Origin of the sequence: Anaerostipes sp., assembly GCF_018381315.1 — a bacterium.
Taxonomy (GTDB): Bacteria; Bacillota; Clostridia; order Lachnospirales; family Lachnospiraceae; genus Anaerostipes.
This window is the reverse complement of record NZ_JAGZSD010000008.1, coordinates 111,833-124,330: the sequence shown is the minus strand read 5'-3', so window position 1 is coordinate 124,330 and position 12,498 is coordinate 111,833. Positions and strand designations below refer to the sequence as shown.

Annotated in this window: 12 protein-coding genes; 9 read left to right on the top strand and 3 right to left on the bottom strand. The window is 44.0% G+C overall.

Annotation, left to right across the window (positions count from 1 at the left end):
- Positions 1 to 109: 109 nt before the first annotated feature.
- Genes KH180_RS08580 through KH180_RS08550 form a run of 7 tightly spaced genes read left to right on the top strand, consistent with a single transcriptional unit; the run spans position 110 to position 7,644 of the window.
- Positions 110 to 721: an FHA domain-containing protein gene (locus KH180_RS08580; RefSeq protein ID WP_290759210.1), complete on the top strand. Its 612-nt coding sequence runs from the start codon at positions 110 to 112 to the stop codon at positions 719 to 721.
- Between the two features lie 6 nt (positions 722 to 727).
- The gene (locus KH180_RS08575) at positions 728 to 1,588 is read left to right on the top strand and encodes a PP2C family protein-serine/threonine phosphatase (RefSeq protein WP_290759207.1); all 861 of its coding nucleotides are present in this window, start codon (positions 728 to 730) and stop codon (positions 1,586 to 1,588) included.
- Between the two features lie 15 nt (positions 1,589 to 1,603).
- On the top strand, positions 1,604 to 2,809 hold the full coding sequence (locus tag KH180_RS08570; protein ID WP_290759204.1) for a trypsin-like peptidase domain-containing protein: 1,206 nt from the start codon (positions 1,604 to 1,606) through the stop codon (positions 2,807 to 2,809).
- Positions 2,809 to 3,546, top strand: a complete 738-nt coding sequence (locus tag KH180_RS08565) for a PP2C family protein-serine/threonine phosphatase (RefSeq protein WP_290759200.1) — start codon at positions 2,809 to 2,811, stop codon at positions 3,544 to 3,546. Before KH180_RS08570 ends, KH180_RS08565 begins: the two co-directional genes overlap by 1 nt.
- 18 nt (positions 3,547 to 3,564) lie before the next feature.
- Entirely contained in the window at positions 3,565 to 4,278 is a 714-nt protein-coding gene (locus tag KH180_RS08560) for an RDD family protein (protein ID WP_290759197.1), read from the top strand.
- A gap of 13 nt (positions 4,279 to 4,291) precedes the next feature.
- Positions 4,292 to 6,805, top strand: coding sequence for a protein kinase domain-containing protein (locus tag KH180_RS08555; RefSeq protein WP_290759194.1), 2,514 nt, complete (start codon positions 4,292 to 4,294; stop codon positions 6,803 to 6,805).
- Positions 6,802 to 7,644 (top strand): N-acetylmuramoyl-L-alanine amidase family protein, encoded by an 843-nt coding sequence (locus KH180_RS08550; RefSeq protein ID WP_290759191.1) that lies wholly within the window; start codon positions 6,802 to 6,804, stop codon positions 7,642 to 7,644. The genes KH180_RS08555 and KH180_RS08550 overlap by 4 nt, the downstream gene beginning before the upstream one ends.
- Positions 7,645 to 7,685: 41 nt before the next feature.
- Here the strand turns inward: KH180_RS08550 and KH180_RS08545 are convergent, their stop codons facing one another.
- Positions 7,686 to 8,270: a response regulator transcription factor gene (locus tag KH180_RS08545; protein WP_290759188.1), complete on the bottom strand. Its 585-nt coding sequence runs from the start codon at positions 8,268 to 8,270 to the stop codon at positions 7,686 to 7,688.
- Positions 8,263 to 9,711, bottom strand: coding sequence for a sensor histidine kinase (locus tag KH180_RS08540; RefSeq protein WP_290759185.1), 1,449 nt, complete (start codon positions 9,709 to 9,711; stop codon positions 8,263 to 8,265). Before KH180_RS08540 ends, KH180_RS08545 begins: the two co-directional genes overlap by 8 nt.
- A 205-nt stretch (positions 9,712 to 9,916) precedes the next feature.
- Here KH180_RS08540 and KH180_RS08535 point away from each other — a divergent pair, with 205 nt between their 5' ends.
- A complete protein-coding gene (locus tag KH180_RS08535) occupies positions 9,917 to 10,597 on the top strand; it encodes a L,D-transpeptidase family protein (RefSeq protein WP_290759182.1) in 681 nt (226 codons plus the stop codon).
- Positions 10,598 to 10,613: 16 nt separating this feature from the next.
- Positions 10,614 to 11,483: a radical SAM protein gene (locus KH180_RS08530; RefSeq protein WP_290759179.1), complete on the top strand. Its 870-nt coding sequence runs from the start codon at positions 10,614 to 10,616 to the stop codon at positions 11,481 to 11,483.
- Between the two features lie 67 nt (positions 11,484 to 11,550).
- Here KH180_RS08530 and KH180_RS08525 read toward each other — a convergent pair whose 3' ends face one another.
- Complete coding sequence (locus tag KH180_RS08525) at positions 11,551 to 12,360, bottom strand: histidinol-phosphatase HisJ family protein (protein WP_290759176.1); 810 nt, start codon at positions 12,358 to 12,360, stop codon at positions 11,551 to 11,553.
- Positions 12,361 to 12,498: the final 138 nt, after the last annotated feature.

Sequence of the window (12,498 nt, the reverse complement as noted above, 5' to 3'; positions counted from 1 at the left end):
CTGTCTATTCCTAAAATTATTGGGAGCTTATAAAAGGCAGAATATAGTAAAATTATAATAGATATTATGATGTAAGGGTCATCTTGATAAGAAGCATGGAGGGAATAATATGGCAATTATTCAGTGTCCCAATGGACATAATTATGATAATGAAAAGCATGCACAGTGTCCGTACTGCAGCGGAAGCCAGGCCATAGGAGTCACTGTGCCTTTGGGAAGCACGGCGTCCCAGGAAAATATACCTGGGGGGACAGGGGACGGAGGATTTCCGAAGACCATGCCGTTGAATGTACAGCCGGTGCAGGAGCAGGGGAGAAGCCTGGGAGTCACAGAACCTTATCAGAATGTGACGCAGGGGCTGGATATTAATGACGAGGGAGTATCAGCCGTGACCGGCTGGCTGGTCTGCATTGAGGGAAAGAAAAAAGGAAAGGACTTCAGGCTGCACGGGGAGAGAAATTTTGTGGGAAGGGCAGGTTCCAATGATGTTGTCTTAAGTTTTGACGATAAGATCTCTTCTGTAGCAAATATCATCATTTCCTATGATGGAGAGGAAAATGAGTTTTATATTCAGCCGGGAGAGCATCAGAAGAATAATGTAAAATTAAACGGGAAGCTGCTTTTGATGCCGGAGATACTGAAAGACAATGACACTATAAAGCTCGGAGAGACAAAGCTGTTATTCAGAAAATTCTGCAACGAAGATTTTTGTTGGGAGTGATAATCTGTGTTTGGAAGAAAGAAGAAAAAAAAGAATCAAAAAGTGGGAAAGACAATCGAAATACCGAGAGAAAGCCAAAAACCTGTTCTTGTAAAGTTTCCCGGACTGGAAGCAGAATTCAGATTCGGCAATGCACAGCATATTGGGGCCAGAAGCCGACAGGAGGATTCCTTTGGATTTTCAGATCTTTCGGATAAACAGCTTTTGGCCCGGGCAGGAATTTGCGCTGTGCTTGCAGACGGTATGGGAGGACTTTCCTCAGGGAGGGATGTCAGCGAACTGGCAGTTTCCAGGACACTTGAGTTTTTTAAGCAGATTCAGGGGCAGCTGCCTGTCTGGCAGCAGATGAAAGGCTTTATTTCAAAGCTGAGTGATGAGATTTTCAGTATGTATGGAAGAGATGGAAAGGCCGGGGCAGGAGCCACCCTTGCAGCAGCCATTTTCTATGAAAACAGGCTGTATTGGTGCACGGCAGGGGACAGCCGGCTGTATCTGTTTCGGGGAGGACGTCTGTATCAGCTCAATGAGGACCACAATTATAAAAACAGGCTGCTGGGCCGCTTTATCAGAGGGGAAGCAAGTTTTGAGGAAGCAATGCGGCATCCGCAGAAAGATGCACTGACCAGCTATCTGGGGTGCCCTGTTATGGAAGAGATCGATGCAAACCATCATGGTTTTATTCTGCAGAATAAAGATAAGATACTTATGGTGACGGATGGTATTTACAATACTTTGACAGAAGAAGAAATGGCAGAAAGTATGCGGAGGGAACCGCAGGAGGCATGTGGAAGGATGGTAAACACCGCGGCGTTAAAACAGCTGCCCGGACAGGACAATATGACGGCTATGGCAGTCAGCTATAATTAAGAATGGAGGAAGGATATGGGAAAACGATTAAAAGTTACAGTATTGATCTTGTGTGCAGCAGTGCTCTTATTGGCATTTCCGGTTAAGGCATCCACACCGACAGAGGCCAAAGACAGTGTTGTATGTATCGCAATGACAGACAGCAAAGGAAATATGATCGGCTGGGGTTCCGGGTTTGCCATTGGAAAGCCGGGAAAAGATATTCAATATATTGCAACCAACTGTCATGTGGCACAGCCAACGGATAAATACGGAAATAAGATTCCATGTTCGCTGACTGTTTATTTTTCTGCGGCGGCACAGCGTTCTATGACGGCGGAGGTATATTGGAAGAGCGAGGAGCATGACCTGGCTGTTTTGAAGCTTCCCGAACCTACAGACCAGCGGGAGGCTATGGTACTCTGCCCTATGGAAAAGACAGATATGGATGATGATTTTGCGGCGTTAGGTTATCCGGCGGCTTCTATGGCAGCTGACGTGGTTAAATTTGATGAAAGTGATATTTCTATTACAAGAGGAGGCATTTCAAAGCAGGTCCGGGTCAATGGTACAGACTGTTATCTTGTGGATATCGAGATCAGTCAGGGCAATTCCGGCGGTCCCCTTGTAAATTCCAAAGGCCAGGTAGTTGGAGTCAACACATTTATGATTGGGGAAAAGGCAAAATATGCAGTTGTTATCGATGAACTGATTCGGAATCTTGACCAGAACCAAGTGCCTTATGCAGTGGCAGGATCCGGTGTCCCAAAAGTTATGCTCATAGCAGGAATCGCTGCGGGAGCAGTTCTTATTCTTGTAATTATTCTTCTGATTATAAAAGGAAAGAAAAAGAAACCGGAACCGTCTGCTCCGGCAGCGGAGGAAAGTTTTATAAAACCGGAACCATTTAAGGCCGCAGAAAGCAGTGAAAAAGCGGCAATTCTTGTGGCAGCGGCAGCAGGGCCTTTGTCCGGACGAAAGTTCCGGGTGACAGAGACGACCTGGATAGGCAGGGACAGTTCAAAATGCGGTATTGCAATGCCGGTGGATACGAAAGGAGTCAGTGCAGTTCACTGTGAGGTAGAACCGGCAGGTGACGGAATACTGCTCAGAGATCTTAAATCTACATACGGAACCTTTCTGGCCAACGGGACAAAAGTGGAGCCGGGAGAAAACAGAAAACTGAAAACCGGAGACTCTTTTTATCTGGGAGGAGAGGAAAACCGATTCGAGGTGAGATGATGACAAAGATTGATGCATTTGTATATACCAGCCCCGGAGGGAGACCGGTCAATGAAGACTTCTGCAGATTTGAGACAGGGGACGGACGTTCCTGCTTTGTGGTGGCAGACGGGCTGGGCGGCCATGATAAAGGAGAAATTGCTTCAGAGCTGGCAGGAAATTATATGATGGAGCAGATCGAAAATATGAAAGAGATCACCGGGGAGGCTCTTTTTACGGCTCTTACAGGAGCAAACCAGAGTGTCATTGAGGGACAGCAGGAGTATCCGGGCATGAGGACTACAATCGCAGCGGCGGCGGTGGAGAACGGAAAGCTGTGGGAATGCCATGTGGGAGACAGCAGGGTTTATCTGTTTAAAAACAGATGTCTTTATTATCAGTCCAGAGATCATTCTGTAGTTCAGCTCTCTGCAGAGATGGGTGATATCAGTCCGGCGCAGATCCGGCACCACCCGGACCGCAGCAAACTTCTGAAGGTTCTTGGAAATGAGGAGGAACTCAAAATTCCCAGGCAGCCAGAGCCCATGGGGCTGGAGGCAGGAGATGCATTTCTGCTCTGTACGGACGGTTTTTGGGATTATGTTTGGGAGACGGAGATGGAGGCGGATCTGGTGAAGTCAGAAAATCCAGAAGAATGGATCATTTTTATGGTCAAGAGGCTGCTTTTAAAAGCTCCGGCAGATCATGACAATTTTACTGTGGCTGCGGGGATGGTTCAGTCTGTTTCAAAAGTTTAGGAGAAAGGATGAAAGCTTATGATCTATGCAAATTTTGGGAAACGGCTTCTGGCCTACCTGATAGATGCCCTGGCGCTCAGTGCTTTCGGGGGCATATTCGCTGCACTCTATGGATATTTTGCGTATATGGCTGTATTCTGGATTGTTGGTGCCCTTTACTTTATATTGTTTGAGGGAAGCAGCTGGCATGCGACACTGGGGAAAAAAGCCATGGGAATCATGGTTGTTGACAGCAGCGGAAACGGGATTGACTACGGGACGGCAGCAGTCCGTTATCTGGGGAAGATCCTGTCCTGTCTTACAGTTTTTATCGGATATATTATGGCGGCATTTACTGATAAATCCCAGGCTCTGCACGACAAGGTGGCGGGCACCTATGTGATTGATGCAGCCGGAAACTATGCAGGAAACAGGAGCGGCAGGCAGGTTGTAGGGATCAGCGGTGAATTTGCGGGTCAGTCCGCCGGGATTTCAGCAGCAGGAGTTATGATCGGCAGAGATCCGGTGGCGTGCAGGATTGCATTATCTGCGTCTTCACCGGGAGTATCCAGACATCACTGTCAGGTGGATTACAATCTTCAGACCGGCATGTTTATTGTAAATGATCTGGGATCTACCTATGGAACTTATCTGATGGACGGAACGAAGCTGACAAGCGGGCAGCCGGCGGCGCTTAGAGCGGGAGAGCGCTTTTGTGTGGGCAGCCGGGCAAATATATTTGAGGTGAGATAGGAGGCGGAATATCATGCATCAAGTAGAGGATTTATATTTATGTGAAAATTGTTTTGCAGAGCTTAGCGGCGAAGAGACTGTCTGCCCGGTCTGTGGATTCCGAAAAGATACATATGAGCCGGAGGCCGGTGTGCTGCCGGTGGGAGAAATACTGGCCGGAAAGTATTTAATCGGTAAGATGCTCGGCAGGGGCGGTTTCGGCATTACTTATTTAGGCTACGATATTCCGGGGAAAAAGAAAGTGGCCATCAAGGAGTATCTGCCGGACGGACTTGCCGCAAGGCAGCCAGGACAGACGATGATTTCAGTCTATACCGGAGAAAAAGAAAGTCTGTTCCAGAAAGGGGCAGAACGGTTTTTTGAGGAAGCGAAAATGGTATCCCGTTTCAACGGAAATCCTAATATCGTTTCTGTCTACGAATTTTTTTATGAGAATCAAACCGCTTATTTTGTCATGGAGTACTTGGACGGCATGGACTTAAAAAAATATACGGCGTTAAACGGGGGCAGGCTTTCGGTAGATGAGGCTGTAAAGATTCTTCTGCCTATTATGGATGCCCTTACGATTGTCCACAGCGCAGGCGTGCTGCACCGGGATATTTCACCGGACAACATTTTTATACAAAAAGATAAAGAAGTGAAACTGATTGATTTTGGGGCTGCGAGACAGGTTATAGGGGAACAGAGCAAAAGTCTTTCCATAGTGCTGAAACAGGGCTTTGCACCGATTGAACAGTATCAGACGCATGGGCATTTCGGTCCGTGGTCGGACATCTATGCACTGTGCGCTACCTTTTATTTTATGATTACAGGAGTGGTGCCGGAAGCTGCCATGGACCGGATGGAATTAGATCAGCTTCGGCCGCCATCTGACATGGGAGTGGAGATTACCAATGCCATGGAGCAGATCCTTATGAAGGGACTTTCCTATAAAGCCGCAGACCGGCCGCAGAGTGTCATCGAGCTGAAGGCAGCGTTTATGGAAACTCTTCCGAAGCAGGAAGAAGAACAGGAGGAACAAGTCTATGTGAATCCATACTCTGTACCTGTGCCGGAGATCAAAAAAGAGAGTTCCAGAAAGGAGGAATATAAAGAATTCTTCTTTGGAAAGAATGAAGAATATTATAAGCAGGAGTTTGCGAAAATAGAGAGCGGAAAACGGGCAAAATTTCATATACCGGCGTTTTTCTTTACATTTTTCTGGATGATGTACCGTAAAATGTTCACAGAGGGCGGGATTCTGTTAGGTGCTTTGACTGTACTACATATTATAGCGGCTGGGGCCGGAAGTGCTGCCGCAGATTCCGGGGGACAGTGGATCTGTAATCTTATCTATGGGATAGTTTCAGTCGCAGCTGCAGTTGTGTGCGGTTTGTTTGGCAATCTTCTATACTATAAATACGCAGAGAGAGTAAAACAGCAGGCCGACAGTCAGGGAGACAGGATTTACAGCAAAAAATGCGGAGTCCTCTCCGGAGCGCCTTTGGCAGGTCTTATCATCGGGGCTTTGGCTGTCAATGGACTGATCACTGTGGTTTCTTTCAAGATGACGGAGAATTCTGTAAACTCTTATACAGCCTCCACCAAAACAGGATCCGGAAGCATCAGTACTCCGGCATCTACTACCTCTCAGGGAGATCTGCACAAAGCGGTGGTCCAGGATGTGCGGAGCCAGTATTTTAATGATGAAGAAAAGGGAGCTACCCTGGGGCAGGTATTTGATCTTTATTTTGACAACGGCAGATGGCAGGCTTCAGGCACAGACTCAACAAATTATAATGTGGTTTTCAGCGGGCAGGCATATTATGCAAACAGGCTGAGGAGCTTCCAGTTCGAATTTGCCATGGAAGGTCAGGAGATGACATGTAAAAAAATACTGATCGGGGGCACGGAAATCGCATCCGATAAGTGGACGTCTCTGCTCAGGGTGATCGAACTTTATTATAAAGGAATGGCATCCAAATCTGCAGACGGGGTTTTAAATCTTATGTTTGTCAATCAAAAAATTTATACAACGCTCCCGGAAGCTCAATATCTGCTGAGGAAGGCAGGAATTTCTTATCAGACAAAAACAAACCGCAGCGGGGAGAGAAAGGCTCTTTCGGTGTCAGGAGGAAAAGCAAACCTGAGATTTTATAAGACAGTCCGTACAATCGACAATGTGCCCTATGGAAGCTATATTTTAATAGTAAAAGACCAGAAAGCAGATGCATCTGCATTCCTTTTATATTGCATGGGATGGAGCAATTTATCTTCTGCCCAGTTTTACTCAGGAACAGACCGGTACCGTCTCAGCGAAAGCGAATTGAGAAAGAAATCAGAAACAGAACTGATGATTATGAGAAATGAAATTTTTGCACGTCATTACCGGAAGTTTGAAGATCCATTGCTGCAATCCTTATTTCTGACAAAGAACTGGTACCGGGCATTGTATTCAGAAAGCCAGTTTAAAGAAAATTGGAACAGTGCAGAAGAGTATAACCTGAAGCTGATTGTAAAAGTAGAAGAGGACTTAGGATATCGATGAATAAGACAACAAAAATCATGACTGCTGCTGTCATATTGGCATGTCTGGCAGTTATAGGAACTGTCATTTTATATTTTGCGGGGAAAGCAGACAGAATGGAACTGTCTTCTGCTGACAAGAGGACAGTTTCTTCTGATCAAACAAAACAAAAGACAGAGAAGAAAACAACACAAAAAGAAAAAACGGAGAGAAGGTATGTGATAGTCATTGATCCGGGACATCAAAGAAAACAGGACGCTTCTCAGGAACCTATTGGTCCGGGGGCTAAAGAAACGAAACCCAAGGTATCGTCCGGAACCAGCGGTGTTGTGTCCGGCTTAGATGAATATGAATTGACTCTTATGGTCTCAAACAAACTCAGGACAGAACTCATAAAAAGAGGATATACAGTGCATATGACCCGGATAAGAGCAGATGTAAATATCAGCAATGCAGAACGGGCAAAATTTGCAGAAGACAAAGGGGCAGACATTTTTATCAGGATACACGCAAACGGTTCAGAAGATCATACTGTGCGGGGGGCTCTTTCTATGGCGCCTTCTAAAAATAATCCATATGCGGCAAAGCTGGCAGAAAAGTCACAGAAACTTTCCAGAAGTGTTTTGGATGAGTACTGCAGGGTTACAGGCATGAAAAACCGCGGAGTCATATTGACAGATCAGATGAGCGGCATAAACTGGGCTTCCATGCCGGTAACAATCCTGGAAATGGGGTTTATGAGTAATCAAAAAGATGATTTGGCGATGAAAAATAAAAAATTCCAGAAAAAGATGGCGGAAGGGACCGCAGACGGAATTGACCGGTACTTCAAGGAAATGGAGACAGAGGAGGGGCGATAAACGCCCCTCTTTGTTATTTCAAGTTGGGTTTGTCCACTTTGTTAATAACGATCAGAGAAGATATGGATCAGTTCTTTTTGGCTTTTGAGGCCCAGTTTTTTTAGTATAGAAGTTTTTTGATTTGCAATCGTCTTTGAGGAAGACTGAAGATCCATGGGTTTTCCCAGCATAAGATCAAAGACAGACTTTTCTGCCGGAGACAGGCAGGATAGAATGGAAGCGCAGATAAGATACTGCTGAGGGGTACTGCCCTTTGCAGCAGCCCTTATGGAATCTGCCAGACATTCAAACTGACTTTTAAATATGTAGGCGGAGGCGAAGGATTTGACGCAGGCACTGATGACGATTTCAGGATCCTCAAAAGCAGTCAATATGATGATCTTAGCATCTGTGGCCAGCCGGATCTCCCTTCCTGCCTCAATACCATCCAGATCTGTGGAGGACAGATTTAAGTCCATCAGTACAATATCCGGCTGCAGTTCTTTGACAGAAGTTAATGCAGAAGCAGCGTCCTGGCTGTCTCCAAGAACAGCGAAATCTGTATGAGTCTTCAGTGTTTTCTTTATCAGATAGCAGAAGTCAAGATCATCTTCAACGATGAAAATTCGTATGGCACTGTTATTCATGTGTGGTTCCTTTCTTTTTGTTCAGCAGACGGTATTTCAAAGGAAAATAGAGAAAAAAGATACTTCCCCTTCCGGGAATACTTTTTACTTTGATGGCTCCCTGATGCTCTTTCATCACTTTTGTGCAGTAATAAAGGCCAATTCCAAGATGGTGGTTTGTAGTCTTTGTAGTATGATAGGGATTGAATATGCAGGAAAGCTCTTCTTTGGGTATACCGCAGCCATGGTCTTCCACGGAGATAACGGCCTGTCTGCGGCGGGGCTGCAGCAGGCAGGTGATTTTGATTTCACTTCCCGGGGCGGAAGCCTCAATGGCATTGCTCAGCAAATTGTTCATAACCTCCATTACATGAGAACGGTCACAGGGCAGAAGCATTTGCTCAGGACAGCTCAATGAAAAGCTGATGCCGTTTCTCATTTCCGGGGGGATATTTTGAATACTGTCCTCCATCAGAGGGCGGATTGAAGTTTCCTTGATATCCAGTGAAATATGGTCGGAATAGATTTTGGTCTTATTGACGAACTCAGTCAAGTGGGATACAGAACGGGAAAGGATTTCGAGTTCATCCTGAATATCCCGAGTGTGTTTTTCCTGTATGATGCTCAGGCACCATTCAATTTTAGAAAGCTCATTTTTTAATGCGTGACCGACATATTGTGCATTTTTTTGTATGACAGTTTCACTGGCAGTCCAGTCATAGGTTTCCCGTTTCAGCCGGGTGCCCCATATACCGTCATCAAACAGATTTTTTATATAATACAGGAGAAGAAAGAAGATAATAAAGAAGTTCCCCTGCCAGGCTTTGAACAGATATTTTAAACCCAGGAGATGAATAATAAATGCACTGAACAGCCAATACCAAAGCGGTGCCAGAACAACAACAGCCGCCATTTTTCTCTGCCGGTAGTTGGCAAGGAGACGTTCCCGGATCAAGGTGCTGACCAGAAGGAAAGTCATAAAAATACCGCAGCACCAGTTATATACCGCAGCTAAAATATAGTAGGTGCGGCTGTTGAGCTGATAAAAGCGGGTATCTGTCAGCGGGTAAGCAACAGAAAATAAAATAGCTGGTACAAATACTAAAAATTTGAGCCAGCGAAAACTTTTTGGATGTCTCTGGTCAAAATTGCTGAAATAAAAGCCAAACATAATAGCACATGGCATAGCCAGATAATAGAGAACTCCCGTAAGCACAGAGTATATGTGATAGGAAAGCCTGGGCGTGTAAAACGAGAACTCTGCGATCAGGGACGGATCCAGTGAAAAGTAAAGGTATTCCTTAAATACTCCCATGCTGAAGCATAATCCTGCAAAGGCACACCACTGGTTTGATCTGTTTTTCCTGTTTGAGAGATAGACCAGGAGAAACAAAACCCATACAAAAAAAGTAAACAATAATAAGACGATTCCGGGCATGCCCTTAGAAGTGCCGATTCCCATAACATAAGATCCTCCCTCAAAATTTATCATTTCTATACTATTATAATCTAAAAAAAACGTCTACTCCAACTTCCGGGCTTTTTCCTAAACTTTATAGGAAATTATTATTTTGCATCAAAATAGTTTGTATACAAATAAAATTTCCAAAACCTCTTTTTTTCTTCTCCGTATTTGTGTATAATAGCCCAAGAGGTGAATACAATGAATGAAAACAAAAAGATGGATGGTTGTATTGTTTATGGCATTTTTTATTTGGAATACAGTGGCTGGAACAAACGAAAAACAGACTGTTTATGCCTCAGATAAAAAGTCCGTATGGCAGAAAAAACTGAATCAATACCGGTATGACAGCAAAGTCAGACAGCTGATTTTTGTTAAATACAAAAAGAAGTCGAGAGCGGCTGTTTATATGTACCAGAAAAGAGATCATAAATGGAAACGGATCTTAAAATGCAGAGGTTATGTAGGAAAAAAAGGTATATATAAGAAAAAAGAAGGCGATATGAAAACCCCAACCGGTACTTATGGGTTTTCAGGAGCTTTCGGGATCAAAAAGAATCCGGGATCAAAGATGGAATATACGAAGGTGAACCAATACCTTTACTGGTGCGGAGATAAAAAATATTACAACCGGCTGGTGGATATAAGAGAAAAGAAGCACCGCTGCAAAGGAGAGCATTTGATCAGTTATAAGCCGCAGTACAATTATGGTTTATTTTTAAACTATAATCCTAAACATAAATATAAGAAGGGCTCTGCAATTTTTTTACACTGTAAGGGTAAGAAGCCTTATACGGCAGGATGTATCGCAGTCAGCCAGTCAAACATGAAAAAGATATTAAAAAATGCGGAGCCAGGAGCTAAAATCTGTATTTACCGCAAATAATCAGGAGGAGATACCAATGGAATACGAAGGAATGGTTTACAGACCGCCCAGCGAGGCATACAGCCTGATCATACAGGTAACGATTGGATGCAGTCAGAACGATTGTATTTTCTGTAATATGTATAAAGAAAAAAGCTTCAGGATGAGGCCTTTAGATGAAGTTTTAGCTGATTTCAGGGAGGCAAGAGCATATTACAGCTCAATCGGGAAAATCTTTTTGGCAGACGGGGATGCCCTGATCTGTAAGAACGAATATCTCAATGAGATTTTGAAATATATACGGGAGGAGATCCCGGAATGCCGGCAGGTAACGTGCTATGCGTCTCCCAGAAGCGTTATCATCAAGAAAGAGGAAGAATTGCGTGAACTGAAAGAAAACGGACTGGATATGGTCTATATGGGACTGGAATCAGGAAATGCGCAGGTTCTTGAGTTTATGAAAAAGGGAGCAACTCCGGAGGAGATGAAAGAAGCTGCAGCAAAGATAAAGCAGGCTGGCATACGGCTGTCTGTGACAGCAATTTCAGGCCTTGGAGGAAAAAGACTTTGGAGAGAGCATGCAGTTGATACAGGCAAGGTTCTGTCTGCCATGAAGCCGGATTATGTAGGACTTCTCACCTTGATGGTAGAGCCGGGGCTTCCTCTGGAGGAGAAAATCCAGAACGGGGAATTTGAACTGATCTCCCCTTACGACAATTTAAAAGAGACGAAAGTAATGCTGGAAAATATGGACTGTCCGGGATGCATTTTCCGTTCTAACCATGCCTCGAATTATGTTAATCTGAAGGGAACCTTAAATGAAGACAGAGAGAGGATGATTGCACAGCTGGAAGAAGCAATTCAGGGAAATGTACACTTAAAGGAAGAGTGGATGCGCGGGTTTTAGCAAAAAACATTTGAATAGAATAGAGAGGCAAGAGGGGGTGTCCTGACGAAAGGACATCCCCCTTCTTTTATAATTTTATAAATTCTGGTTTTTGCTCCCGAAATACGGTGTAGTAACGAAAACCAAGAGAAGTGAGCAGTTCAGGAAGCTTTGAGAAATCATAGGCCATATGTTCCGGACAGTGTCCGTCTGATCCTATGGTCAGAATCTCTCCTCCAAGCTGCAGATAACGCTTTAATATATCCGGATGTGGATTCGGATATGAAAGGCCGTATTTGTAACCGGCTGTATTGACCTCAATTCCTTTGCCGTCTTCAATGATTGTTTTTAAGATTTCTTCGATTAAGTCAGCATAATCCTTATACACAAAACAAAAGCTCTTATCAGGACAATAGCGAACTGCATAATCCAAATGACCGTAGACACAGTAGTCATGGTAGGTCTTTACATTGCCAAGAATTACTTCTAAATATCTTGTAAGTCCCTGTTTTCCAGGATATGTTTCAAAAAATATGGATTCATATGGGTCCATTTGGTCAACAATATGGGTAGATCCAATGATAAAGTCAAAATTTTCTGAGCGGGCAAAGTCCCTGCATTTGTCATAGGTTGTGGGCATAAGTCCGATTTCAGTGCCGAACATGACCTGTATATGATCTTTGTATTTGTCTTTTAAATCAAACAATTCAGCTTTATATGCACCGGTATCCAGCAGAAAATCAAAGTTTTCGCTGTTTGCAGGATAATCAAAATCCTGGTGCTCGGTAAAACAAATTTTAGTAAGACCCAGTTCTATGGCCTTTTGGATCATAGATTCCATAGAGGCCTCAGAGTCAGATGAGTGGCTGGTATGTAAATGAAAATCTGAACGAATCATGGCATCTCCTTTATATATATTTACGAACGGTTTCACACTTATTATATATAATTATTAAAAAAAATACATGAAAAACAGAGAAGTTACAAAACTTTTACTTTTAATTAACAATTACCTTATGTTAAACTAAGGATGTTT